Here is a 25,817-nt window from a genome sequence, read left to right as displayed (position 1 = left end):
CCTCACGGAATCGGGGCTTTCGTCATGACACGGGAGCGTGGAGGCGGCGATGACGGAGCACAGCGTGACGGGCATCGACCCCGACGAACTCGCCGCATGCCTGCGCGTACTGGACCGCGCCGCAGCCCTGGACGACGACCACCCCGACGCCGTGACCGTGCAGCGCGCCACCGCCGGCATGTTCAAGGCCGCGAAGAAGCGTCGCCGCCTCGAGTCGCGCGCCCGGGTGGCCGACGCCGACCGCGCCGTCGTCGCCGCCACGGCGACCGGGTCACCCGACCGCATCGACGACGAGACCGCCGGACTGGCGCTCACGTCGGCCACCACCACCGAGACCGCGGGCACACTGCAACGCGCGCGTCCCTGCTACATCTGCAAGCAGCGGTACACGACGGTGGACGCGTTCTATCACCAGCTCTGCCCCGAGTGCGCCGCCCTGAACCACGCGAAGCGGGACGCCCGCACCGATCTCACCGGCCGCCGCGCGGTGCTCACCGGCGGGCGCGCGAAGATCGGGATGTACATCGCGTTGCGCCTGCTGCGCGACGGTGCTCACCTGACCATCACGACGCGCTTCCCCGCGGACGCGGTGCGCCGGTTCTCCTCGATGTCCGACAGCCACGACTGGATGCATCGACTGTCCGTCGTCGGCATCGACCTGCGTGATCCCGCGCAGGTGGTCGCGTTCGCGGACGCCGTCGCGGCGGAGGGCCCGCTCGACATCCTGATCAACAACGCCGCTCAGACCGTCAAGCGGTCCGCCGGCTCGTACACCGCCCTCGAGGACGGCGAGCACGGCGCCGATCTCGCAGCGCTCGGGGTGCGCACGTTCGGCGCGACGAGCGATGCCCACCCGGCCGCGCTGGTGGGGGCGTTCGGCGAGACCGACGGCGACACTGTCGCGCTCGACACCGCCGTCATGGCGAACATGGGGCCGTCGCAGGTGACCTCCATGGCCCTCGTCGCCGGTTCGGCGTCCCTGCAGCGCATGGCTGCCGGAACGGCGATCGACGCGGGTGGGCTGGTACCCGACGAGGCGCCGACCAACAGCTGGGTGCACACCGTCGACCAGGTGGATCCCGTCGAGCTGCTCGAGGTGCAGCTGTGCAACTCGGTGGCGCCGTTCATCCTTGTCTCGCGCCTGCGCGCCGCCCTGGCGGCGTCGCCGCATCGCCGTTCCTACGTCGTCAACGTCTCCGCGATGGAGGGCCAGTTCGGCCGCGGCTACAAGGGACCGGGGCATCCGCACACCAACATGGCCAAGGCCGCACTGAACATGCTGACGCGCACCAGTGCGAACGAGATGCTCGACGACGGCATCTCGATGAGCGCGGTGGACACCGGCTGGATCACCGACGAACGCCCACACCCCACGAAGATCCGCCTCGCCGACGAGGGCTTCCACGCGCCCCTGGATCTGGTGGACGGCGCGGCCCGCGTCTACGACCCCATCGTCCAGGGTGAGCTCGGTGTCGATCTGCACGGGAAGTTCCTCAAGGACTACGCGGCCTCGCCCTGGTGACACCGCCGAACCCCCGTGTCGTGCGCCTGGCGGCCGCCCACGTGGTGCAATGTCGTGATGGGCGACGAGGTCGAGCAGCGCACGTTCAGCCGTAAGGACCGGCAGATGTTCCGGCACAAGGTGCAGGAGTGTCTGGACGCCCTGGCGGCGATGTTGGCGGACGACACCTTCCGGGTGGACGAGCCGCGCCTCGGCATGGAGATCGAGCTCAACCTGGTGGACGAGTCGATGCAGCCGGCCATGGCCAACGCGGCCGTGCTCGAGGCCATCGCCGATCCGGACTTCCAGACCGAGCTGGGCCAGTTCAACATCGAGATCAACGTGGCCCCGGAACCGCTGGCGGGCGACCGGATGCGCATCCTGGAGGACGGATTACGCACCTCTCTGGACACCGCGGACGCCCGTGCTCGTGAGCAGGGATGCGCCCTGGCGATGATCGGGATGCTGCCCACGCTGGGCAAGGATCACTTCGCCCACCAGTGGTTGTCCAGCAATCCGCGATACGACCTGCTCAACCAACAGATCTTCGCGGCGCGTGGCGAGGACATCGAACTGTCGATCACCGGGGTCCCGCTGCCCGGCAGCCACGACATCGAGTCGTTGAACGAGATCTCCGACACTATCCTCCCCGAGGCCGCGTGCACCTCCGTGCAACTACACCTGCAGGTCTCGCCGACGGAGTTCCCCGCGCACTGGAACGCCGCGCAGGCGCTGGCGGGAGTGCAGGTGGCACTGGCCGCCAACTCCCCCTTCCTCGCCGGCAAGGCACTGTGGCACGAGACCCGGATCCCCCTGTTCGAACAGGCGACGGACACGCGCCCCCAGGAACTCAAGAACCAGGGAGTACGACCCCGCGTGTGGTTCGGCGAGCGCTGGATCACGTCGATCTTCGATCTGTTCGAGGAGAACTCGCGGTATTTCCCCGCGCTGCTTCCGGTCGTGTCCGACGAGGATCCGATGGCCGAACTCGCGGCGGGCCGAGCGCCCGGCCTGACCGAGCTGAAGATGCACAACGGCACCGTCTACCGATGGAACCGTCCGATCTACGACACCTCGAACGGCGAGCAGCACATCCGCCTCGAGAACCGTGTTCTTCCCGCGGGGCCGACCGTTCTGGACGTCCTCGCCGACGCGGCGCTGTACTACGGCACCCTGCGGTCGCTGGTCGACGCGGATCGGCCGGTCTGGACGCAGATGTCGTTCGACGCCGCCGTGGAGAACCTCCACTCGGCGGCGCGCGGCGGATTCGACTCGCGGCTCTACTGGCCGGAGGTCGGCTGGATCTCGCCGCAGGAGCTGGTCCTGCGCCGACTGCTGCCCATGGCGGAGGCCGGTCTCGCGTCGTACGGCGTGGACACCGAGGTCCGCGACCGCTACCTGCGGGTCATCGAGGGTCGATGCCTGCGCCGGCAGTCCGGATCGGTGTGGCAACGCAATGCCGTCGTCGCACGCGAGCGTGCCGGAGAGTTGCGCGAGCGCGCCGTGGCCGGCATGTTGTCCGACTACCTGCAGCTCATGCACGAGGGCGAGGCCGTCCACACGTGGTCGTGGTGAGTGGTGGTGGGTCACAGGAGCGCTTGTAGGCTCGGGTGATGGCCGAGACTTCCGCACCTGACCCATCCGAACTCGACACTGCGTCCGATCTCGACACGGCAGGGGATCGCGAGTTGGACGTCGTCGTCTACGGCGCCACCGGTTTCGTGGGCGCGCTCACCGCCGAGTACCTGGCGAATCACGCCCCGCAGGGCACGTCGATCGCACTCGCGGGCCGGTCCCGATCCAAGCTGGAGTCGACCCGTCGCGGTCTGCCGTCCCGCGCCGCCGACTGGCCGCTGCTCGTCGCGGACGCGGACGACGAGGCCGCGCTCACCGACATCGCTTCTCGCACACAGGTCGTCATCACCACGGTCGGGCCGTACGCGAAGTTCGGACGCACGCTCGCGCACGTCTGCGCGGCGCAGGGCACGGACTACGTCGACCTCACCGGCGAAGTGCTGTTCGCTCGTCTCAGTGCCGACCAGAACCACGATCTCGCACACTCCACCGGCGCTCGGATCGTGCACTCCTGCGGCTTCGACTCGGTGCCGTCCGACATCGGCGTGCACGCGCTCTACTCCAAGGTCCACGAGGACGGAGCAGGCGACCTGACCGACACCACCCTCGTCGTGACGTCGATGAGCGGCGGGGTCAGCGGCGGCACCATCGACTCGCTGCGCGGCCAGATCGACGAGATCACGAAGGACCGCGCCGCGGCGAAGATGGCGGCGAGCCCCTACTCGCTCAGCCCCGACCGCTCGATCGAGCCGGATCTGGGACGCCAGAGCGACACCCCCATCGTCAAGGGCGCCGACATCCACCCCGATCTCAAGGGGTGGAAGGCACCGTTCGTGATGTCCTCGTACAACACTCGGGTCGTGCGCCGCACGAACGCGCTGCTCGGATACCCGTACGGCAAGAACTTCCGCTACAGCGAGGTCATGAGCGTCGGCTCGTCGCCCGCCTCCCCGGTGATCGCCGGTGCCGTGCTCGCCGGGCTGGGCGCCTTCGTCGCGGGCATGGCCTTCAAGCCCACCCGTTTCCTCCTCGACAAGGTCCTGCCCAAGCCGGGCGACGGTCCAAGCGAGAAGACCCGGCAGAAGGGGCATTTCACGATCGACGTCTACACCACCACCAGCAGCGGTGACCGGTACGTCTCGCGCGTGAAGGCGAAGGGAGATCCCGGCTACGCGGCCACCGCCATGATGCTGGGCGAATCGGCACTGGCGCTCGCGCTCGACCGTGACGCACTCCCCTCCGTCGGCGGCGGCGTGCTCACCCCGGCATCCGGCATCGGTGACGCGCTGATCCACCGACTCCGCGGCGCCGGCATGGAGATCTCCGCGCGCAAGGTATGACCGACCTGCTGCACCGGTACCAGGCCGACCTGGGTCTCGCTCAGGCCGCCGACATCACCGTGCGACCCGTGTCCGAGGGCGTGTTGTCGTCGACCCTGCCGGTGGCCGCGCTGGCCGTCGGTGCGGTCGCTGCACTCGGTTCCGCGGTCGACCGGTTCCGCGTCGTTTCGGGGCTGGCCGCTCCGTCACCGCGCGTGGTGGTCGGCGACCGGGTCGCCGCGTCGTTCGCGGGAGACAGACTGTTGCGCATCGACGGGCGGCCGGTCGCAGGGTTCGCCGCCCTGTCCGGCTTCTTCCGCACCGCGGACGGGTGGGTGCGCACCCACGCCAACTACCCGCACCACCGGGCGCGACTGCTCTCGCTCCTCGAACTCGCCGACGACGCCGACCACACCGCCGTCGCGGCCTCACTCCTGCGCCACGAGGCTCTGGACGTGGAGGAGCGTGCAGCAGAGCTCGGCGCGCTCGTCGTGGCGGTGCGGACCCCGGACGAGTGGTTCGGCTCGGCGCCCGGCCGTTTCACGCGTTCCGGCCCCATCGTCTCGTCCACCGTGCGTCCCGACGGTCTGCCGTCGCTCCCCGAGCCCCCGACCGACCCGATGCGACCGCTGGCCGGGGTGCGCGTGCTGGATCTCACGCGGGTCATCGCCGGCCCGGTCGCCACGCGCGATCTGGCCCTCCTCGGTGCATCGGTACTGCGGGTCGACTCGCCCCTGCTCCCGGAGATCGAAGCCCAGCACCTCGACACCGGCGCGGGCAAGTACTCGACCCTCCTGGACGTCCTCGTCGACGATGACGACGAGCGACTGACGGCGCTGATGTCGTCGGTGGACGTGGTGGTCGGCGGCTACCGGCCGGGCTCCTACATCGACGAGCACCTCCGCACGCACCGGCCGAGCGGAGCGATCATCGGGACGGTGAGTGCGTGGGGCGGCCGGGGGCCGTGGGCACGGCGGCGCGGATTCGACAGCCTGGTACAGGCGGCGTCCGGCATCGCGCACATGTGCGGCGGGAAGGCCGGAGGCCGGTCGGATGACGGCGGGAAGGCCGGAGGCCGGTCGGATGACGGCGGGAAGGCCGGAGGCCGGTCGGATGACGGCGGGAAGGCCGGAGGCCGGTCGGATGACGGCGGGACGACCGGGGTTCCGGAGGCGCTGCCGGTGCAGGCGCTCGACCATGCGTCCGGCCACCTGCTGGCGGCGGGAATCATCGACGCTCTGACCCAGCGCCTCGACGGTGGCATCGGTAGGACGGTGTCGGTCTCGTTGGCACGCACTGCCGCCTGGCTGCTCGATGCCGACGGCAGGGTCGACACTCCGGCCGACCCCGTGCTGCCGACGGACGAGCACACCGTCCTCCACGACGACGTGCGCACGGCCCGACCGGCGCTCGCGGAGTACGACGATCACCCCTTCCCGGCCCGCCCGTGGGGACGCGACGAGCCGCGCTTCCCGTCCTGACAGGATGGCGGCATGACCGACGTCGACTCCCCCGCCCGCACTCGACTCCTCGTCGACGTCGACACCGGAATCGACGACTCCCTCGCTCTGGTCTACCTGGCGGCGAGTCCCGAGGCCGAGATCGTGGCCGTGTGCTGCACGGCGGGCAACGTGCCCACCGCGCAGGTGACACGGAACACGCTGTCCTGGTTGGAGATCTGTGGTCTGACCGACGTGGAAGTGGCGGTCGGCGTCGACGCACCGCTGGTCGCCCCGCTGATGACGACGGAGGACACGCACGGTCCGCTGGGAGTGGGCTACGCGGATCTGCCGGCCCCCACCATGACCGTCTCCGATCGGACGGCGGCGCAGGCGTGGGTGGATCTGGCGCGCGAGAATCCGGGCGAGCTGGTCGGGCTGGTGACCGGTCCGATGACGAATCTGGCTCTGGCACTGCGGCTCGAGCCCGCACTGCCCGTACTGCTGAAGCGTCTGGTGATCATGGGCGGCAGCATGGATCACCCGGGGAACACGACGCCCACCTCCGAATGGAACGTGGCGGTCGACCCGGAAGCCGCGAAGGAGGTGTTCGACGCCTTCGACGCGGTGCCCTCGGGACGGGAGCCGATCGTGTGCGCCCTGGGCCTGACGGAACGGATCGAGATGCATCCGTCGCACGTCGTGCGTCTCGCAGAGATCGCGGGATCCGTTCCGGTGGAGCACCTCTCGATCGACGAGGTGGGCGCACGTTCGACAGCGTCCGTGCCCGTGGTGCGGTACCTGACCGACGCGGTGCGGTTCTACATGGAATTCCATCACGCACAGGGTGAGGGATACCTGGCGCACATGCACGATCCGTTCGCGGCGGCCGTCGCACTGCACCCGGAGATCGCCGAGTACGCCCTGGCCACCGTCGACGTCGAACTCGTCGGGACACTCACGCGGGGAATGACGGTGGCCGACCGGCGCTGTTTCTGGGGACGCCGCCCCAATGCCGCGATCGCCGTGTCGACCGATCCGGACTCCTTCTTCGACCACCTGCTCGAGACGGTCGGGGCGTTCGCCGCCGGGCGCTGAGGTCAGCCGTCGAAGGCGGTCAGAATCTCCTGCGCACCCAGAGCCGCGGTGAGCGACCCGTCGGCCACGCGCCTCTCCACGTCGGCGCGGACGGCGGTCACGGCAGGGTTCGACGACAGCCGGCGCATCAACTGGTCCTGCACCATCGTCCACACCCACTGCACCTGCTGGTCGCGGCGGCGGGCATCGAAGTCGCCTGCCGCGGTGAGGACGTCGCGGTGGCGGCACACGGTGTCCCAGAACTCCGTGAGCCCGGTCTCCTCGATCGCGCTCATCGTCAACACGGGCGGGGTCCACAGCGCGTCGTGCGGGTAGATCAGTCGGAGCGCTCCGGCGAGTTCGCGCGCAGCACCCTTGGCGTCGCGGAGATGATTGCCGTCGGCCTTGTTGACGGCGACCACGTCGGCGAGTTCGAGGACGCCCTTCTTGATGCCCTGCAGCTGATCTCCCGTGCGCGCGAGCGTCAGGAAGCAGAAGGTGTCCACCATGCCCGCGACCGTGATCTCGGACTGCCCGACCCCGACGGTCTCCACCAGCACGACGTCGTACCCGGCCGCCTCGAGCAGCACGATCGTCTCGCGGGTCGCCTTCGCGACACCGCCGAGGGTGCCCGACGTCGGGGACGGCCGGATGTACGCCTCGGGCGCGACCGTGAGCCGTGCCATCCGCGTCTTGTCCCCGAGGATGGAGCCCCCGGTACGGGTCGACGACGGATCCACAGCGAGAACCGCGACGCGGTGGCCCTTCTCGATGAGCGTCATGCCCAGGGCGTCGATGAACGTTGACTTGCCGACTCCCGGTACGCCCGTGATGCCCACCCGATGTGACCCCCCGGCGTGCGGAAGGAGCTCGAGCAGCATCTGTTGGGCGAGGTCGCGATGGTCGTCGCGGGTGGACTCGACGAGCGTGATGGCGCGCGCCAGCCCGGCACGCTCTCCGGCCCGCACCGAGGCCACGAGCGCGTCGAGATCGATCGCCGGACGCGTGGGACGTGCTGCGGTCGCGTCGGACATGCTCAGGCGTTCGCTCCTGCGTCCGAGACGGCCGCGCCGTGACCCAGGCTCTCCGCGAGCTGGCCGATGAGATCGACCGCGGCGTCGGCGATCACCGTGCCGGGCGGGAAGATCGCGGCCGCCCCGGCCTCACGCAGCGCGTCGAAGTCGCCCGGCGGGATGACGCCGCCGACCACGACCATGATGTCGGACCGGCCGACGGCGGCGAGTGCTTCCCGCAGCGCCGGAACCAGCGTCAGGTGACCGGCGGCGAGCGACGACACCCCGATGACGTGGACGTCGTTGTCGGCGGCCTGGTTCGCCACCTCCTCGGGGGTCTGGAACAGGGGGCCGACATCGACGTCGAAGCCGATATCGGCGAACGCCGTCGCGATGACCTTCTGCCCGCGATCGTGTCCGTCCTGCCCCATCTTCGCCACCAAGATGCGGGGTCGGCGGCCCTCCGCCTTCGCGAACGCCGTCGCCAGCTCGCCTGCATGCACCATGTTCGTGGCCTTCCCCGCCTCGTCCCGGTAGACACCGCTGATCGTGCGGATCTCGGCGCGGTGCCGTCCGTAGACCTTCTCGAGAGCGTCGGAGATCTCGCCCACCGTCGCCATGGCCCGCGCCGCGTCGACTGCGAGGGCGAGCAGGTTGTTCTCCATCCCGCCGTCGGTGGACGCGGCCGCCGCCGTGAGAGCGGACAGCGCCGCCTCGACGCGGCCGGGGTCGCGCTCCTCGCGCAGCCGCTCCAGCTTCTCGATCTGCTCGGTGCGCACCCGCGAGTTCTCGACCTTGAGCACCTCGATGGCGTCGGGCTCGTCGGGAACGTACTTGTTGACGCCCACCAGCGGCTGCCGACCGGAGTCGATGCGCGCCTGCGTCCGCGCCGCCGCCTCCTCGATGCGGAGCTTCGGGATGCCCTCGCCGATGGCCTTGGCCATTCCGCCGGCCTCCTCGACCTCGGCGATGTGCGCGCGGGCCCGATCGGCGAGCTGGTGGGTCAGCCACTCCACGTAGTACGAGCCGCCCCACGGATCGATGGGCCGCGTCGTGCCGGACTCCTGCTGCAGCAGCAGCTGGGTGTTACGGGCGATGCGCGCGGAGAAGTCGGTCGGAAGTGCCAACGCCTCGTCGAGCGCGTTGGTGTGCAGTGACTGCGTGTGTCCCTGCGTCGCGGCCATCGCCTCGATACACGTGCGGGAGACGTTGTTGAACACGTCCTGTGCCGTCAGCGACCAGCCGGACGTCTGCGAATGTGTGCGCAGCGACAGCGATTTCGCGCTGGACGGGTCGAACTTCTGCACCAGCTCCGCCCACAGCAACCGGCCTGCGCGCAGCTTGGCGACCTCCATGAAGAAGTTCATGCCGATGGCCCAGAAGAAGGACAGCCGCGGGGCGAACGTATCGATGTCCATGCCCGCGGCCAGCCCGGCGCGGATGTACTCCACCCCGTCGGCGAGGGTGTACGCGAGCTCCAGATCGGCCGTCGCGCCGGCTTCCTGGATGTGGTAGCCGGAGATGGAGATCGAGTTGAACTTCGGCATGTGCGTCGAGGTGTACGCGAAGATGTCGGAGATGATCCGCATCGACGGCTCGGGCGGATAGATGTAGGTGTTGCGCACCATGAACTCTTTGAGGATGTCGTTCTGGATGGTGCCGGCCAGCTTCTCCGGCCCGACGCCCTGCTCCTCCGCCGCGACGACGTACAGCGCCAGGATCGGCAGCACGGCGCCGTTCATGGTCATCGACACCGACACCGACCCCAGGTCGATCCCGTCGAAGAGTTGGCGCATGTCGTAGATCGAGTCGATCGCGACACCCGCCATGCCGACATCGCCCTGCACGCGCGGGTGGTCACTGTCGTAGCCGCGGTGCGTCGCGAGGTCGAACGCGACCGACAGCCCCTTCTGACCGGCCGCGAGGTTGCGTCGGTAGAAAGCGTTCGACTCCGACGCCGTCGAGAACCCCGCGTACTGACGAATCGTCCACGGCTGGTTGACGTACATCGTCGGGTACGGCCCCCGCAGGAACGGAGCCGTGCCCGGGTAGGAGTCGAGCGGGTACCCGGCCTCGGCCGCCTCTGCCCGATCGGCGCCGGTGTACAGGGGACGGACGTCGATGCCCTCGGGGGTGGACCACACCACCTGCTCGGGCGTGTAGCCGTGAGCCGACGCGGCGGCCTCGACGTGTGCGCGCGCATCGTCGGCCGCCGGCGCTGCCGCCTGCGCGCCGTGGGGGTCGACGAGCGGAACGTCCGCGAAACTGCCCACGGGGCCCATGTCACCAGCGTCGTCGGTCATGCGGTGTGTCCTTCCGTACGAGCCTCGCCGGTGAGTGCATCGAGGAGAGCACTCAGTTCGGCGACGGCATCGATGGTGAGCGTGAGATGTCCGTCCGGGGTCTGCTCCGGCGACGCGTCTGCGAAGGCCGAGGCACCGCCGGCGACCAGCACCGTCCGCACCCCCGCCGACCGCAGGGCGGCGACGGCGTCCGCACCCTCGGCGGCGTAGCGCTTGTCGGTGCCGCACAGCACGGCGATCGGCGACGCGGTCTCGCGCGCCACCGCGGCGAGATCTGCTCCCGCACCGGGGTTCACCGCCTCGATCCCGCCCGACGCCATGAGGTTCGCCGCGAACGTGGTGCGTCCGTTGTGTTCCGCGACGCTGCCCAACGGCGCCAGCAGCACCACCGGGCGACTGCCCTTGTCCGCCAGCACCGCGTCGCTGCGATCACGCAGCGCCTCGAACTCGGCGGCATACCGCGCTGCGGGACGTCCGGCGACGGTGCCGTTCCCCGAGGCCGCGGGCGACGGCTCCTGCAGGTTCGGGAACTCGTTGACACCGGTGACCGCGGTGCGTCGGTGGGCGATGTCGCTCGCACGAACAGCGCGGGTCTCCTCGACCCGGCGCGCGATCTCACCGGACTCCAGCGCGGCGCGGTAACCGCCGGCCGCCTCCACCGCCTGCAGTACCGACCACGCCGAGTCCGCCAGTGCGTCGGTGAGCGACTCGACATACCAGGACCCACCGGCCGGATCGACTACCCGACCCAGGTGGGACTCCTCGAGCAGGAGCAGCTGGGTGTTGCGCGCGATCCGTGCGGCGAAGGTCTGCGAGACGTCCGCGGCGCCGCCGGGAATCGCGGCGTCGAACGGCAGGACGGTCACCGCTTCGGCTCCGCCCACACCGGCGCCGAACGCGGCCAGCGTCGTGCGCAGCATGTTCACCCACGGATCGCGCTGCGTCATCATCGCCGCCGAGGTGACGGCGTGCTGGGGGGCCCCGCCGTGCCCCGGCGCCCCGAGGACCTCGGCCACCCGGGCCCAGACCCGACGGGCGGCGCGGAACTTGGCGATGGTCTCGAATTGCTCGTCGGTGGCCGCGAGGCGGAACTCCACCTGTCCCAATGCCTCGGCAGCGGACAGTCCCGCCGAGGTGAGCGCACGCAGGTATTCGAGTCCGGCCGCGGCGGCCAGGCCGACCTCCTGCGCGTCCGCCGACCCCGCGGCGTGGAACACGGTGCCGTCCAGCGTGATCGCGCGCACCCGCTCGGTGCGCGCCGCTGCCCGCACCGCGAGATCGATCGCGTCCTGCTCGCTCGCACCCGCGATGTCCGCGAATCGATCCGTCAGCGGCGACGCCCCCAGTCGGACGTCGGCGGCGGCGCCGCGCTCGTCGAGGAGCGCGAACAACGCGTCGGCCACCGCTGCGACGTCCGCACCCGCGTCCAGCGTCAGCGGCGCGAGGTCGAGCAGGACCCCGTCGAGTACACGGGCCAGGCCGTCGGCGCCCACGGATGCGGTGTCGAGCCACAGCGCGCTCGTACCGTTCTGCAGCGCGTCCAGGAGCTGGTCGTTGAGCGTCGCCACGTCGGTCTCGCGACCGGCAGGACGGCCGAACCGGCCGGCGACGAGCCACCCGACGTTGACGTCGCGATGCGCGTCCGTGCCGCGCGTGAAGGGGAAGGTGCCGGGCAGCGGCGCCTCGGCCGTCTCGTCCAGCGGGCCGTACAGGGGCCGCACCGTGACCCCGTCGTACGTCGTCACCTCGAGCAACGTCTCGGGGTGCTCGGGGAGCTCCGAGACGTCCACCCGCCGAGCTTTGGCCAGCACACCGGCCACACCGCGCCGCCAGGTCGCGAAACCTTCCTCGGCGCTGCTCACCGGTACGGCCGCGCCGACGTCCTCGGCTGCGACGGAGTCCGGTGTCCCGGTGTGTGACGTGGCCATGTGTCCCTTTCGCGCCTGCGGATGCTGTGATGTTAACCGCACTCCGGGCACGCTATCCCGAGTCCCATCACAGTGCCCTGAGACAAACTTCACACTACTAGGGCGTCCGAGCATCGGTCCTCCTAGTGACCGCCCCGACCACGTCGACGAGCACCGCTCGCGGCGCTCTTCGGTAGCGTGAGCGGACGTGACGACCCCCGACACCGAACCGCACGACACCGTGCCGTCGGAGGAGTCGATCGTCGTCGGAAGTCGCCGCGCGCTCGCGCTGCGCGTCGCCGCGACCGTCACCGTGCTCGCCGCCCTGATCGTCGTGGCGCTGCTCGTCCCCCTCCCCACCATCGACCGCGTGCGGGAGTGGGCCGTCGCCGTCGGGCCGGCCTTCCCCCTCGTCTTCTTCGCGGCGCACGCGATCATCACGGTGGCGCCGATCCCCCGCACTCTGTTCACGGTGTCGGCGGGTGTGCTGTTCGGACCCGTGACGGGGGTCGGTGTGGCGGTCGCGGCGACGACCGTGAGTGCGGTGTTCGCGTTCCTGCTGGTCCGAACACTCGGCCGCGACGTGGTGACCGCACGCTGGGACCATCCGGTGATCCGGGCCGTCGATTCTCGTCTCGCGCGACGGGGATGGTTGGCGGTGGGGAGTCTTCGACTCATCGCGCCGGTGCCGTTCTCGGTGGTCAACTACTCCGCCGGCCTGTCCTCGGTGGCCGTGGTGCCGTTCGCGCTGGCGACGGTGGTCGGGGTGATCCCGGGGACGGTCGGCATCGTGTTGCTCGGCGACGCTCTGGCCGGTCACGGCGATCCGATCCTGCTCTCGATCTCGGGGGTCTGCATCGCCGTCGGCGTCGTCGGATTGATCCTCGACGCGCGGATGCCGGTGGTCGGCGACCGGTGAGGTCAAGGTCATGGACTTGATATGGGCAGATCAAGCCTGTCGGCACACGTCAGCCTGCGCGCGAAGTCAAGACTTGAGGCTTGATTACGGAAGATCAAGCTTCTAGGGTTGATCGATGTTCGTTCTGACCGTGGACCAACGAGGAAGTCGACGTGACATCGACCGTGTCGCCGACATCCTCGACCGTGCCACCGACCTGACGCGCCCGTTCGAACGCACGGCCGGCGACGAGGTCCAGGGTGTGACCGACGACGCGTCGGTGGCACTCGACCTCGCACTCGACTTCCTCGAGGACGGGCACTGGAGCGTCGGGATCGGGGTGGGCGCGGTGGAGGATCCGTTACCGCGCTCCACCAGAGCGGGACGGGGCCCGGCGTTCGAAGCCGCCAGAGACGCCGTCGACAGCGCCAAGAGCGCCGTCGCCCACATCGCGGTCCGCGGCGGTGACGCCGAGTCCGCCGGCGATGCCGACGCCGTCGTGGCGCTGCTCGCACTGCTCTTGGTCCGGCGCACCGAGCAGGGTCGCGCCGCGGTCGACAGCGTCCGCAGACTCGGATCGCAGACCGCCGTCGCCGAGGAACTGTCCATCACACCGCAGGCCGTGTCCCAACGACTGGCCGTCGCGGGATGGCAGGCCGAGCGTGCGGCACGACCGGTCGTCGCGCGGATGCTCGCCCTGGCCGATCTGCGCGCACGCGGAACGGCCGCCTGATGGCGGCCGCCCTCGCGCTGCTCGCGCTCATGCTCTCCGCCGGAGCAGCACTCCTGCCCGCCCGACCGGTGCCGACGATCCCACCGACGGCTGCACCGGGACGACGCGTCCGGTGGCTGCCGCCGCTGCGCTGGTGGTGGGTCCCGCCACTTCTGTCCGCCGGAATGCTCGCACTGGCAGGTCTCGCCGCCGCGATCGTCGATGCACCGGTCACGGGGCCACCACTCGTCGCCGCGCTGGTCCTGGTCGTCGCGGTCGCCGTCACCGGCGGCACCGTCGTCGTTCCCGCGGTCTTCCACCTCGCGCGCCGACGGCCCGAGCCCGGAGACGGCGATGCCGACGACGAGCGCCCCGTCCTGCGTGGGGGGCTCGTCATCGGCACACTCGAACGCATCGCCGTCGTGGTCGCGGTGCTCACGGGATGGCCCGAGGGCATCGCCGTGGTCCTCGCGGTCAAGGGACTCGCGCGCTACCCCGAACTCCGCGACCCGCGGGCATCGGAGTACTTCATCATCGGCACCTTCACCAGCGTGCTCTGGGCTCTCGCCGCGGGCGGCGTGGGCGTGGGTCTGGCGGCCTGACCGTCAGCGGTCCAGTTCGCGCGCTGTCTCGTCGCCCGCCCCGGACCCGTCCGGAGTGGAGGCCTCGACCGCCTTCGCGGGCTCCGGAGCCGAGTTCCTGGCCGGGTTCGGTGCGGCGGCCAACGACGTGTCGACAGGCTTGCGTGCCACGGCCTCGGCGTCGGCGACCGCCCGAGCGATGGCCGGGTCCGTCTTCGTGTCGAACCAGTCGGCCACCTCCGCGGAGTCGTCCTCCGGCTTGGAGTGCGTCTCGCCCTGGTCGCTGGGCTCGAAACGGAAGACGCCGTCGTCGCCCGGCGCGCCGAGATTCTTGGCGAAGCCCTTCAAGGCATCACCGAAGTCGGACGGCACCACCCACATCTTGTTGGCATCACCCTGCGCCATCTTCGGCAGCGTCTGCAGGTACTGGTAGGCGAGCAACTCGGGCGTCGGCTTGCCGGCCTTGATCGCCTCGAACACCTTCTCGATGGCCTTCGCCTCACCCTGCGCGTTGAGGTACTTCGCCGCCCGCTCACCCTGCGCACGCAGGATGCGGGACTGACGCTCGCCCTCGGCGGAGAGAATGGCGGCCTGCTTGGCACCCTCCGCGGACAGGATCTGGGACTGCTTGTCACCCTCGGCCGTCTTGATGGACGACTCACGGTGTCCCTCGGCCGTGAGGATGGTGGCGCGCTTCTCGCGGTCCGCCTTCATCTGCTTCTCCATCGACTCCTGGATGGAGGGCGGCGGATCGATGCTCTTGAGCTCCACTCGGGCGACACGCAGGCCCCATCGACCGGTGGCCTCGTCCAACACCCCGCGGAGCTGGCCGTTGATGGAGTCACGCGAGGTGAGCGTCTCCTCCAGTGTCATGCCGCCGACCACGTTGCGGAGCGTCGTCGTGGTGAGCTGCTCGACACCGACGATGTAGTTGCTGATCTCGTAGACCGCGGCCTGCGGGGTGGTGACCTGGAAGTACACGACGGTGTCGATGGACACCGTCAGGTTGTCCTGCGTGATCACCGGCTGCGGCGGGAAGGACACGACGCGCTCGCGCAGGTCGACCTTCGCTCGGACACGGTCGACGAACGGCACGAGGAACGTGAGCTGCCCGGAGACCGTCTTGGAGTACCGGCCCAGGCGCTCGATCACCGCGGCCTCGGCCTGCGGCACGAGCGTCACCGACTTCGCCACCACCACGGCGACGAACAGCACCACCACGGCAAGGGCGATCAAGGCGGCATAGTCACCCATCTAGGGTCCTTTCCACACGACGGCCGTGGCGCCGTCGATCTTCATCACGGTCACGGTCGTTCCGGCCGTGTACACCTCGGTGGGATCGAGCGGACGAGCCGTCCACACGTCACCGTCCAGCCTCACCGTGCCGGAGTGCTGATCGATGGCATCGATCACCTGCGCGGATCGCCCGGTGAGCGCGGCGATCCCGGTGGGAGTCGGCGGGGGCGTCGAGAACCGGCGGGTCAGCACCGGCCGGACACCCAGGATGAGGGCTCCGGACAGGATCGCGAACACGATCGCATCGCCCCACACGGGGAAGTCGGTCAGCGCCGAGATGCCCGCGGTACCCAGGGCTCCACCGGCCAGCATGAGAAGGAAGAAATCTCCGGACAGCGCTTCACCCGCAGCGAGAATCACCGCTCCGACGAGCCACAGAAGTGCAACCACGAACTCCACAGTAGCGACGAACGACGAGCCCGTGGGGTGCGCGCGACCGTCGTGGGGAGATCGTTACCGACCTGTCTCCCCGTTCTCGTCACCCAGGGTGACGAAGTCGACGAGGCGCTCCACCGCACCGATGAGCGGCGCCTCGAGATCGCGAAAACTGGACACCGCACCGTAGACCCGGCGCCACCCGTCCTGCGGTGTGCCCCAACCCAACTCGCGGCAGATACCGGTCTTCCAGTCGGTGCCGCGCGGGATTCGCGGCCACGCCTCGATGCCCACCGCGCCGGGCTTCACCGCTTCCCACACATCGATGTAGGGGTGTCCCGTCACCGTCACGTACGGGCCGAGCGACCGCGTCAGACGGTCCTCCTTCGAGCCGTCGACCAGGTGGTCGACGAGGACCCCCACCCTGCGCCCCGGTCCGGGCCCGAACTCCTGCAAGCGGTCTGCCAGGTTGTCGAGTCCCTCGAGATGCTCGACGACCACACCCTCGACCCGCAGATCGTGGCCCCAGACCCGTTCGACGATGGCCGCGTCGTGGATGCCCTCCACCCAGATACGGCTGGGCAGAGCCACTTTCGCTCGTACGTTCTCCACCCGCGTCGACCCGGAGGCCGAGCGGGTCGGAGCGACGGCACGGGTCGGTGCCGGACGCGTCAGCGTCACCGGGCTTCCGTCGACGAGGAAGGCGGCCTCGCGCATCGCGAAGAGCCTCCGTACACCTCGGCCGTCCTCGAGTCGGACGAAGTCACCGTCGTACGTGCGCTCGAAACCCACCACGGCGCCGCAGAATCCGGTCGCCGCGTCCTCGACCACCACATCCCGTTCGGCCGCCATCGTCGGGACCACGCGTCGCGCTCGCCTCGCGTGCCCGGCGAAGATGTCGCCGCCGTACCGGTTGTCCGCTGTCATCGTCTTCCCTCGCCCTCCGCGCCCACTCCCGGGACAGGACTGTCGGGTCACCGGGCCGTCCCACGGTATCGGCGCCGCGCACTCCCCGACCGCAGCCACGCCGGTCGCCTCCGACGCCGCCTATGATCGGACGGTGTCGTCCCCATCCTCGAGCCTCGCCATCTGGTGCGGCGCCTGGCTCGCCGGAGCCGCGCCACCCGACGACGTGATCGATGCTCTCACCGAGTGGGCACCGTTGGCCCTCGTCGTCGCCGCCGATCCCGAGACGGCGGAGCGGCACGACCTCCCGTGGCCCACTCCCCGCGACGTCGGCATCGCCCAGTTGCTCCGCGTCGTCCGGGCCGCGGCGCCCGTCGGCGAGCGCGAGGTGACCGTCGACATGGTTCTTCCCGCTCCCGGTGACGTCGCCGGGCTGCCGACCGACTCCACGTTCTCCTCCGCCGCCGTGCTCGCGGGGGAAGGCGTCGTCATCGGCGTACCGGGGCGGACGGGTGTCGGACTGGTCCCCACCGACGAGGGCCCCGACGTCATGCGGTGGACGGTGTTCACCGTCACCGTGCCGGTCACCTACCAGGAGCTGGCGCTCGGGGAGATCGAGTACTCGATGCGGGACACCGTCCGGAGTGCGGCCGAGGCCCTCACCTCGGTGCAGACGGTCGACACCGGCCGTTCCGGCGGCGACCCGCACACGATGATCGCCGAGCGCCTCGCCATCGCGAGCCGCCACCGCTATCCGCCGCTCCCCGAACGCACCACCCGAGTTCTCGACACGGCCGACAGGGTGGACGCCATCCTCGCGGCGGCGCAGACGTCGGCGCCCTCGGAGGCACCCAGCAGCAGCGGCGCCGAGGCCCGCGAAGCAGTGCTTCGACCGTTGCGTCGCGCCGTGCGCGCCGCGCGACGCGCCGCGGTGCGTGCCGCCGTGGACGGGTACCTGTCCCCCGATCGCCGCTGACTCGGATCAGGCCGGGCGGCGACGCACCGGGGGCTCGCAGCAGCCGGGATTGCACGGCGTTCCGTCGACGGTCGTCCCGAAGGCGGGCTCGGAACCCAGACGCAGCGGCGCCGTGCCCGCAGTGCGTTCCTCGACCAGCGTCCGCACGAGCCGGGCGAATCGGGGGTCCGCACCCGGCGTGCCTGCGCGCTCGAGAGCGATGCCCAGTTCCCGCGCCTTCTCGACGGCCTCGGTGTCCAGGTCCCACACCACCTCGAGGTGATCCGAGACGAAGCCGACCGGGCAGATCACCACGGCGTCGACCCCCGTCTCCGCCAGTGCTTCGAGGTGATCGCAGATGTCGGGATCCAGCCACGGGATCTGCGGCGGTCCCGACCGGGACTGCCACACGACGTCGAAGTCGTCGACACCGGCTGCGGCGGCGCACAATCGGGACGCCTCGGTGACCTGACGGCTGTACAGGTGACCGCCCGCCGACGGCGGACCTGCGGCCTCGTCCGCCGAGACGGGCACCGAGTGCGCCGTGAAGACCACGCGAGCACTGGCCCGGCGATCCGCCGGAAGCCGGCCGATCGCAGCGCGGATCGCGTCGGCGAAGGCATCCACCATGAGCGGATGGTCGTAGTACTGACGCAGTTTGGTGAGCTGTGGAGCGCCCTCCCCCGCGGCGGCACGGGCGCGGGCGATGTCCTCGTGGTACTGCCGACAGCCGGAGTACCCGCCCCAGGCCGAGGTGGGGAACACCAGGGCGTTGCGTACGCCGTCGGCCTGCATGGCGGCGACGGTGTCCTCCGCCATGGGATGCCAGTTGCGGTTGCCGAAGTACACCGGCAGATCGATACCCGTGAGGGCGAACTCGGTCTCGACCGCGGCGATGATCTCGCGGTTGAGTCGGTTGATCGGCGACACCCCACCGAAGTGGTGGTAGTGCTCGGCGACGGCATCGAGGCGCTCGGGCGGGATTCCACGGCCACGGGTGACGTTCTCCAGGAACGGCCGCACCTCGTCCGGCCCCTCGGGCCCACCGAAGGACAGCAGCAGAAGCGCGTCGTAGTTCATGGCGCCATTGTGCCGGAACCCGTTTCGGTGGACCCGAGAGGATGCTCGGACCGAGTCCGAGTGTCAGAGAATCAGAGGTTCTCGGGGAGCCAGGTGTTGTGGCTCGCGCCGCCGTCGACGTAGATGATCGATCCGGTCGTCGCCGGCAGCCAGTCCGACAGCAGCGCACAGATCGACTTGGCCACGGCCGTCGGGTCGTTGAAGTTCCAGCCGATCGGGGATGCGCCGTCCCAGTACTCGTTGAGCTGGTTCATCTTGTCCGCGTCACCCGTCGCGGTACCTGCGATGGCCTTGGCGGCGAGCGTCTTGATCGGACCCGCGGCGACCAGGTTGGAGCGCACCTTCTTGGCCTCGCCGACCTCGCGGGCGACGTAGCGGTTGACCGACTCGAGCGCGGCCTTCGCCACACCCATCCAGTTGTAGAACGGCATCGCCGTGCGCGGATCGAAGTCCATGCCGACGATGGATCCGCCCTCGTTCATGACGGGAAGCACGGCGCGGGCGAGTGAGGCGTAGGACCAGGCGGAGATCTGGAAGGCGGCGGCAGCGTCGGGACCCGGTCCCTCGAGGAACGGCTTGGACCCCGGGCCCATCAGGGTGCGCGGAGCGAACGCGATGGAGTGCAGAACGCCGTCGATCCCCTCCGGAGCGACCTCGGAGATACGACCGGCGAGTGCCGCGAGGTGCTCCTCGTTCGTCGCGTCGAGCTCGATCGCCGGCGGCACGGGCTCCGGCAGACGCTGGGCGATCCTGTCGATCAGTCGCAGCCGGTCGAACCCGGTGATGATGACCTTGGCGCCCTGCTCCTGCGCGACCTTGGCCGCGTGGAACGCGATGGACGCGTCGGTGATGATCCCGGTGATCAGGATGGTCTTGCCTTCGAGCAGTCCGCCCATGTGCGTGTGCCTTTCGTGTGAAGTCTGGTGTGCCCGAGTCGATCGGGCAGGAGTCGGGACCAGGTGGGTTAGTGGCCCATGCCCATACCGCCGTCGACCGGGATGATCGCGCCCGAGACGTAGCTCGAATCGGGTGACGCGAGGAAGCTCACCACCGCGGCGACGTCCTCGGGAGTGCCGAGACGCTTGAGCGGGATGTACTCGCGTGCGGTGTCCCGGAGTTTGTCGTCGAGCTCCGCAGTCATGTCGGTCTCGATGAAACCGGGGGCCACGACGTTCGCGGTGATCGAGCGCGAGCCGAGCTCACGAGTGAGCGAGCGCGCCATGCCGACGACACCCGCCTTGGAGGACGCGTAGTTGATCTGGCCGGGTCCGCCGGCCTGACCGACGACGGAACCGAGGAAGACGAACCGTCCGAAGCGTGCGCGCAGCATCGAGCGGCTCGCGCGCTTGGCCACCCGGAACGCGCCGGTGAGGTTGGCGTCGATGACGGAGGTGAACTGCTCCTCGGTCATCCGCATCAGCAGGGTGTCGTCCGTGATGCCCGCGTTGGCGACGAGCACCTCGACGGGGCCCTGATGCTTCTCCACCTCGGTGAACGCGGCATCGACGGACGCGGTGTCGGTGACGTCGCACTGCACCCCGAACAGTCCTTCCGGTGCACCCGAGCTGCGGTGCGTGACCGCGACCTTGTGGCCGTCCGCGGCGAGTCGGCGGGCCACGGCCAGGCCGATGCCCCGATTACCGCCGGTGACGAGCACGGACCGGGAGACGAATCCCCCGCCGGCCGTCGCGTCGGGTGTCGCGGACTCGGGCGCAGAGGACATACGGATGAACCTTCTCTCTCGGGGGTGCTGCTCGCAGCAACGGCCAGTCGGTGGGCGATCACGGACGTCGTCGATCGCCTCGACCCGCGCGTACTTTACCGATGTGCGTCAGGGGACTCGCTGGCGTAGGGACAATGCTGTGACAAGTCCCGCCGACACGAACAGCACTCCGGCTATCAACCAGGGCCGACTCGCGTCACCACGGGTGGTCTCGTAGCCGATCTGCTCCTCGAGCGTGTCGTACACCTCGGTGAGCTCTTCGAGACTCGACGCCGTGAAGAAGGTGCCACCGGACAGGCGTGCGATCTCCTCGAGCGACGGGTCGTCGACGGGCACCGCGACGCGCTGGGTGTCGCCCTGCTCGTCGGTGATGTCCACCGTGCCGTAACTGGTGCCGAACGAGATCGTCGAGACCGGAATGCCCTTCGTCTCCGCTTCGCGGGCAGCCGTGTACGACCCGCGCGGGTCGTCCTCGTTCTCGGGCACGGTCTGCTTCCCGTCGGACAGCAGCACGATGCGCGCGGGCGGCGCCGCGTCCGATCCACCGAGCACCGCGCCCAGTGTCTCGATCGACTGCATCGCCGTGAAGATGGACTCGCCCGTGGCGGTCCGCTCGGCCAGCTGCAGCCGATCGATGGCCGACTTCGTCGCCTCACGATCGGTGGTCGGCGAGACCAGCACCGATGCCGTGCCCGCGAACGCGACGAGGCCGAGGTTGATGCCGGGGGTCAGGCCGTCGGCGAACTGCTTGCCGGCCTCTTGCGCCGCTGCCAGTCGCGTCGGCTGGACGTCGGTGGCCTCCATCGACAACGACACGTCGATGACGAGCATGACGGTCGCCCGATTACGCGGAACCCGTTGATCGGACGTCGGTCCGGCCAGTGCGACGGTCAGGAAGAGAAGCCCCACGAGCACGAGCGCCGTGGGGACGTGGCGCACCAGCCCGGGGCGCTGCGGTGCGACGCGCTCGAGCAACTCCATGTTGGTGAAGCGCATGGTGTTGCGCTGACGGCGGCGCTGGGCGAGCACGTAGGCGACCACCAGGCCCGCGACGACGAGGAGGAAGAGCAGCCACCAGGGTGACGAGAAATCGGACAGGCTCACCGCGTACTCGCTCCCATGCTCGCGCCGTGGCGTCGTCGGGACACGAAGCGGACGACGTCGGCGATCCAGTCGCCGTCCGTCCGCAGGGTGAGCCGAGGCGCGTTGCAGCCACGCAGAATCTTCTCGACGTTCGCGCGGTGCGCTGCGGCGGCCGCCGCGAAGTCCTCGCGCAATCGGGGTGTCGTGCTGAACTCCCGCGTCCGTCCCGTCTCCGGGTCGTGCAGCACCACGTCACCGACGTCGGGCAACTCGAGGTCGCGAGGGTCGACGACCTCCACCGCCAGCACGTCGTGGCGCGCCGCGAGGGCTCGGAGCGGACGCTCCCAGTCCGTCGGACCGAGGAAGTCGCTGACGACGACCACCATGCCGCGTCGACGTTCCGGCCGTCGCAGAGCATCGATCGCGCCGACGAAGTCGCCGCGAGTGCCGTCGGGTGCGTGCGGTGTGGTGGCCACGGTGCGGAGCAGGGACTGGATGTGCGCCCGACCGCCCCGAGCGGGAACCCGGACGACACGCTCGCCCGTCGCGACGACGGCGCCGATGCGATTGCCACCGCCGCTGGTCAGGTGCGCGATGGCCGACGTGGCCGCGACGACGAGATCCCTCTTCTCGCACCCTGCGGTGCCGAAGTCGAGTGACGCCGACAAGTCGATCGCCATCCACGTCTCGAGCTCGCGGTCCGCGACGCTCTGACGGACGTGGGGGTGCGTCGTCCGGGCGGTGACGGACCAGTCCATCTGACGCACGTCGTCGCCCGGCTGGTACTCACGTGCGTCGCCGGGTTCCGATCCCGGGCCCGGTATGAGACCCAGATGATCGCCGTGCAACACACCGTCGAGTCGGCGGCGAACGGTCAGCTCGAGGGTGCGCAGCGCAGCCGACAACCGGGGATCCTCCAGCGACCCCGAGGCAAAGGACGGAGGCGCGCCGCGCAACGACTGTTGCACGGCGGGCGCGCCGAACACCGGATCACCGGGCCGGCCACCCGTGGGTGACGCCATGGTCACCGCGTGGGATCGGTCGCGGAAGTCTGCTTCTGCATCCACGGCGCCGGGCCACCCTGCTGGGGACCGTTCTGCTGAGGACCACCCTGCTGAGGCGATGCGTCGGGACCGGGCTGGAACTGTTGCGGTCCGCCCTGCCCCTGCCCCTGCCCCTGCTGCTGGGGCCCGGTCTGCTGGGGCCCGTTCTGCTGGGGCCCGTTGTGCTGGGGCCCGTTGTGCTGGGGAGCCTGCGGCTGGATCGGCTGCGCGCCGACCTGCGGCAGGCCCACGGTCTGGAGTATGCGCGTGATGATCTGCTCGGGCGTGATCTCGTCGGCCAGGGCGTCGTACGAGAGCACGAGACGGTGCCGCAGCACGTCCGGCACCACGTCGAGGACGTCCTGCGGCACGACGTAGTCCCGTCCACGCAGGAACGCCAACGCACGGGAAGCACTGATGATGCCGAGGGTCGCTCGGGGCGACGCGCCGTAGGCGATCCAGCCGGCCACGTCGTCGAGGCCCACGTCGCGCGGAGTACGGGTGGCGGCGATGACGCGCACCACGTAGTCGACCAGAGCGTGATGGACGAACACGGAGGCCGCGACGTTCTGGAGGCGCACCAACTCGACCGGATCGAGGATCTGCTTGGGCTTCGGTGCCGCGACGCCCATGCGGTAGACGATCTCGCGCTCCTCCTCGACCGTCGGGTAGTCCACGACGATCTTGAACAGGAAGCGGTCGCGCTGCGCCTCGGGGAGGGGGTACACACCCTCGTTCTCGATCGGGTTCTGCGTCGCCATGACCAGGAACGGATCCGGCATGGGATACGTGTGACCACCGATGGAGACGTGGCGCTCGGCCATGACTTCGAGGAGAGCCGACTGCACCTTGGCCGGAGCGCGGTTGATCTCGTCCGCGAGCACGAAGTTCGCGACCACTGGGCCGAGCTCGGTGTCGAACTCCTCCTTGCCCTGACGGTAGATGCGCGTTCCGATGAGATCGGTGGGCACCAGGTCGGGCGTGAACTGCACGCGGGAGAACGAGCCGCCGACCACTGTCGCGAACGTTTCCACCGCCAACGTCTTCGCCACACCGGGAACACCCTCGAGCAGGACGTGCCCGCGTGCGAGAAGCCCGACGAGGATGCGTTCGACCAGTCGGTCCTGACCGACGATGACGCGTTTGACCTCGTAGACGGCCTTCTCGAGCGTCTGCACGTCCCGAGAGATGTCGGTCGTGTCGGTCTCTCGTGACGTCACCTGTGGAACCACCGCTTTCTACCCGGACTCTGCTGCCGAGCACCACTATTGCAGGTGGCGAGGACACATGACGTTCTACCTGCTCGGACGGGGTGTCACTCCACCATGCGGACGGCGTACGGCGTCATGCCGTCGAAACGCACGGGCGACACCTTCACCACCGATCCCGACTGCGGGGCCTCGAGCATCTTGCCGTCACCGAGGTAGAGGGCGACGTGCTGCGAGGCGCCCGGACCGTAGAAGATCATGTCGCCGCGGCGCATCTGGGACGACGGCACCTGCTTGCCGGCCGTGTACTGGTAGCCGGTGTAGTGCGGGAGCGAGATCCCGAGACCACCGAAGGCGTACATCATGAGGCCGGAGCAGTCGAAGCCCACCTTGTTGTAGTCGCCGTAGCTGTCGGCGACACCGCCGTCACGGATGCCCTTGGTCGGTCCGTTCTCGTTGCCGCCACCCCACGAGTAGGGGGTGCCCAACACGGACATGCCGCGGTCGATGACGAGTTCGATGGCCGCGGACCCGGTGAGCGACGGATCCTTCGTGGCGGTCCCGCGACCGCCGCCGGACGTGCTGCCAGACGACGTGCTGCCCGACGACGTGCTGCCCGACGACGTGCTGCCCGAGGACGAGGTACCAGACGACGAGGTACCGGAGGACGTGCTCCCCGACGACGTACCGCCCGACGACGAGCTACCCGACGAGCTACCCGACGACGAGCTACCCGATGACGTGCTCCCCGACGAGGTGCCGCTCGACGTCGATCCGGTCAGGTCGGTGTGGTCGCGCTCCCCGTCCACCAACGCTGCGGCACGATCGGCGGCGGCCTGGTTCGCGGCCACCCGGGCGGCCGCGGCCACCGCTGCCTCCTGCGCTGCCTGCGCGGCTGCCGCGGCGGCGGCTTCCTCCGCCTGACGCTGCTGGTCCCACTGCGAGTACGCGTCGCGCTGTCCCTCGAGCCCCGCGGCGTCGTTGCGCGCCTGCTCGAGCTCGGCGGAGGCGCTGTCCCGCTGTGCCTCGACGGCCGCCTTCTGCGCTGCCTGCTCCTGCTGTGCGGACACGGCCGCGGCGATGGCCTGTTCCGCCTCGTCCTTCTTCGCGTCCGCTTCCGCGGAGGCACGGTCGGCCTCGATCTTGCTCTGGCGTGCGGTGGAGTCTCGGTTGGCCTCCTCGGTACGCGCCCGCTGCAGGCTGTCCAGGGTGGCGTTCTGCTTGGCGGACAGCATCCGCAGGATCTGAGCGCGATCGAGCACGTCCTGCGGCCCCTGCGCGTCCAGGAGTGAGGAGACACCGGCGGACCCGGTGCCCTTGACGTAGTCGGTGACGGCGAAGGCGTCGAACTTCTTCTGCGCGTCGGAGATCATCTGGCCGGCGTCGCGGAGGGCCTGTTGCGCGATGCCGACGGCCGCGGCGGCGGCGTCGGCGACGGTACGAGCGTTCTGCAGGTCGACGAGGGCCTTGTTGACGTCCTCGCGCTTGACGGCCACCTGCGCGTCGATCGCGGCGAGTTGCTGGTTGGCCGAGGCGACCTGGTCGATGAGTCGACCGACTCGTCCGAGCTGGTCCCCCACGCGCGCGCCGGCGGCGGCGATGTCGGAGTCGGAGGGATTGGGCGGGGGCGGCGGCACGGCGGACGCGAGACTCGGTGCGAGGAACCCCGTCCCGGACAGCAGCAGCGTCGTCGCGACGACGGCGCCCCCGATCGTGCGACGCAGAGCCCGCGATCGACCGACGTGCCGTCGACCTCCGGAGTATCGCTTCACCTGTTCGTCTCCCTCACGTCCGCAGTGCGGATTCACCCACCGCACGCGTGG

Annotated in this window: 22 protein-coding genes; 9 read left to right on the top strand and 13 right to left on the bottom strand. The window is 69.9% G+C overall.

Going from position 1 to position 25,817, the window contains the following annotated elements; translation table 11 throughout:
* Positions 1 to 49: 49 nt before the first annotated feature.
* Genes HQ325_RS21385 through HQ325_RS21365 form a run of 5 tightly spaced genes read left to right on the top strand, consistent with a single transcriptional unit; the run spans position 50 to position 6,932 of the window.
* Positions 50 to 1,522: an SDR family NAD(P)-dependent oxidoreductase gene (locus tag HQ325_RS21385; RefSeq protein WP_222632315.1), complete on the top strand. Its 1,473-nt coding sequence runs from the start codon at positions 50 to 52 to the stop codon at positions 1,520 to 1,522.
* A 57-nt stretch (positions 1,523 to 1,579) separates the two neighbouring features.
* Positions 1,580 to 3,076, top strand: a complete 1,497-nt coding sequence (locus HQ325_RS21380; protein WP_222632314.1) for a glutamate-cysteine ligase family protein — start codon at positions 1,580 to 1,582, stop codon at positions 3,074 to 3,076.
* A 38-nt stretch (positions 3,077 to 3,114) separates the two neighbouring features.
* A complete protein-coding gene (locus HQ325_RS21375; protein ID WP_222632313.1) occupies positions 3,115 to 4,416 on the top strand; it encodes a trans-acting enoyl reductase family protein in 1,302 nt (433 codons plus the stop codon).
* Positions 4,413 to 5,876 (top strand): CoA transferase, encoded by a 1,464-nt coding sequence (locus HQ325_RS21370; RefSeq protein ID WP_222632310.1) that lies wholly within the window; start codon positions 4,413 to 4,415, stop codon positions 5,874 to 5,876. Before HQ325_RS21375 ends, HQ325_RS21370 begins: the two co-directional genes overlap by 4 nt.
* A gap of 12 nt (positions 5,877 to 5,888) precedes the next feature.
* Positions 5,889 to 6,932, top strand: a complete 1,044-nt coding sequence (locus tag HQ325_RS21365) for a nucleoside hydrolase (RefSeq protein ID WP_222632308.1) — start codon at positions 5,889 to 5,891, stop codon at positions 6,930 to 6,932.
* A gap of 2 nt (positions 6,933 to 6,934) precedes the next feature.
* Here HQ325_RS21365 and meaB read toward each other — a convergent pair whose 3' ends face one another.
* From meaB to HQ325_RS21350, 3 genes are read right to left on the bottom strand one after another with little or no spacing between them, the layout of a single operon-like run.
* Positions 6,935 to 7,945 carry a methylmalonyl Co-A mutase-associated GTPase MeaB gene (gene meaB / locus HQ325_RS21360; RefSeq protein WP_222632306.1) on the bottom strand — a complete coding sequence of 337 codons (1,011 nt, stop codon included), beginning with the start codon at positions 7,943 to 7,945 and terminating at the stop codon, positions 6,935 to 6,937.
* A gap of 2 nt (positions 7,946 to 7,947) precedes the next feature.
* Positions 7,948 to 10,227, bottom strand: coding sequence for a methylmalonyl-CoA mutase (scpA, locus tag HQ325_RS21355; protein ID WP_261778585.1), 2,280 nt, complete (start codon positions 10,225 to 10,227; stop codon positions 7,948 to 7,950).
* Positions 10,224 to 12,155 carry a methylmalonyl-CoA mutase family protein gene (locus tag HQ325_RS21350; protein ID WP_222632304.1) on the bottom strand — a complete coding sequence of 644 codons (1,932 nt, stop codon included), beginning with the start codon at positions 12,153 to 12,155 and terminating at the stop codon, positions 10,224 to 10,226. Before HQ325_RS21350 ends, scpA begins: the two co-directional genes overlap by 4 nt.
* Positions 12,156 to 12,393: 238 nt before the next feature.
* Between HQ325_RS21350 and HQ325_RS21345 the strand changes: the two genes are divergently transcribed.
* The 3 genes from HQ325_RS21345 (at position 12,394) to HQ325_RS21335 (ending at position 14,346) form a co-directional block, all read left to right on the top strand.
* On the top strand, positions 12,394 to 13,053 hold the full coding sequence (locus tag HQ325_RS21345; protein ID WP_222632694.1) for a TVP38/TMEM64 family protein: 660 nt from the start codon (positions 12,394 to 12,396) through the stop codon (positions 13,051 to 13,053).
* 115 nt (positions 13,054 to 13,168) lie between these two features.
* The gene (locus HQ325_RS21340; protein WP_222632302.1) at positions 13,169 to 13,765 is read left to right on the top strand and encodes a hypothetical protein; all 597 of its coding nucleotides are present in this window, start codon (positions 13,169 to 13,171) and stop codon (positions 13,763 to 13,765) included.
* Positions 13,765 to 14,346, top strand: coding sequence for a hypothetical protein (locus HQ325_RS21335; protein WP_222632300.1), 582 nt, complete (start codon positions 13,765 to 13,767; stop codon positions 14,344 to 14,346). The genes HQ325_RS21340 and HQ325_RS21335 overlap by 1 nt, the downstream gene beginning before the upstream one ends.
* A 3-nt stretch (positions 14,347 to 14,349) precedes the next feature.
* Here HQ325_RS21335 and HQ325_RS21330 read toward each other — a convergent pair whose 3' ends face one another.
* The 3 genes from HQ325_RS21330 to HQ325_RS21320 all read right to left on the bottom strand — a co-directional run bounded on the left by HQ325_RS21330 (position 14,350) and on the right by HQ325_RS21320 (position 16,923).
* Entirely contained in the window at positions 14,350 to 15,579 is a 1,230-nt protein-coding gene (locus HQ325_RS21330) for an SPFH domain-containing protein (RefSeq protein ID WP_222632298.1), read from the bottom strand.
* Positions 15,580 to 16,011, bottom strand: coding sequence for an NfeD family protein (locus tag HQ325_RS21325; RefSeq protein WP_222632296.1), 432 nt, complete (start codon positions 16,009 to 16,011; stop codon positions 15,580 to 15,582).
* A gap of 63 nt (positions 16,012 to 16,074) precedes the next feature.
* Positions 16,075 to 16,923 carry a DUF3097 domain-containing protein gene (locus HQ325_RS21320; protein ID WP_222632295.1) on the bottom strand — a complete coding sequence of 283 codons (849 nt, stop codon included), beginning with the start codon at positions 16,921 to 16,923 and terminating at the stop codon, positions 16,075 to 16,077.
* 133 nt (positions 16,924 to 17,056) lie between these two features.
* Here HQ325_RS21320 and HQ325_RS21315 point away from each other — a divergent pair, with 133 nt between their 5' ends.
* Positions 17,057 to 17,878: a hypothetical protein gene (locus HQ325_RS21315; RefSeq protein ID WP_222632293.1), complete on the top strand. Its 822-nt coding sequence runs from the start codon at positions 17,057 to 17,059 to the stop codon at positions 17,876 to 17,878.
* Between the two features lie 6 nt (positions 17,879 to 17,884).
* Here the strand turns inward: HQ325_RS21315 and HQ325_RS21310 are convergent, their stop codons facing one another.
* From HQ325_RS21310 to HQ325_RS21280, 7 genes are all read right to left on the bottom strand, one after another.
* Positions 17,885 to 18,937 (bottom strand): ferrochelatase, encoded by a 1,053-nt coding sequence (locus tag HQ325_RS21310; RefSeq protein WP_222632292.1) that lies wholly within the window; start codon positions 18,935 to 18,937, stop codon positions 17,885 to 17,887.
* 71 nt (positions 18,938 to 19,008) lie between these two features.
* Positions 19,009 to 19,833, bottom strand: a complete 825-nt coding sequence (gene inhA, locus HQ325_RS21305) for an NADH-dependent enoyl-ACP reductase InhA (protein WP_222632291.1) — start codon at positions 19,831 to 19,833, stop codon at positions 19,009 to 19,011.
* A gap of 68 nt (positions 19,834 to 19,901) precedes the next feature.
* A complete protein-coding gene (gene fabG1 / locus HQ325_RS21300; RefSeq protein WP_222632290.1) occupies positions 19,902 to 20,660 on the bottom strand; it encodes a 3-oxoacyl-ACP reductase FabG1 in 759 nt (252 codons plus the stop codon).
* Between the two features lie 108 nt (positions 20,661 to 20,768).
* Complete coding sequence (locus HQ325_RS21295) at positions 20,769 to 21,764, bottom strand: VWA domain-containing protein (RefSeq protein WP_222632289.1); 996 nt, start codon at positions 21,762 to 21,764, stop codon at positions 20,769 to 20,771.
* Entirely contained in the window at positions 21,761 to 22,771 is a 1,011-nt protein-coding gene (locus HQ325_RS21290) for a DUF58 domain-containing protein (RefSeq protein WP_374107261.1), read from the bottom strand. The genes HQ325_RS21295 and HQ325_RS21290 overlap by 4 nt, the downstream gene beginning before the upstream one ends.
* Positions 22,768 to 24,006, bottom strand: coding sequence for a MoxR family ATPase (locus HQ325_RS21285; RefSeq protein ID WP_222632285.1), 1,239 nt, complete (start codon positions 24,004 to 24,006; stop codon positions 22,768 to 22,770). The genes HQ325_RS21290 and HQ325_RS21285 overlap by 4 nt, the downstream gene beginning before the upstream one ends.
* Before the next feature lie 95 nt (positions 24,007 to 24,101).
* The gene (locus tag HQ325_RS21280) at positions 24,102 to 25,766 is read right to left on the bottom strand and encodes an NlpC/P60 family protein (protein WP_374107249.1); all 1,665 of its coding nucleotides are present in this window, start codon (positions 25,764 to 25,766) and stop codon (positions 24,102 to 24,104) included.
* Positions 25,767 to 25,817 lie beyond the last annotated feature (51 nt).

The sequence above is a fragment of the Rhodococcus sp. BP-349 genome, from assembly GCF_019835845.1.
GTDB lineage: Bacteria > Actinomycetota > Actinomycetes > Mycobacteriales > Mycobacteriaceae > Rhodococcoides.
This window is presented reverse-complemented; position numbering and strand designations above follow the sequence as displayed.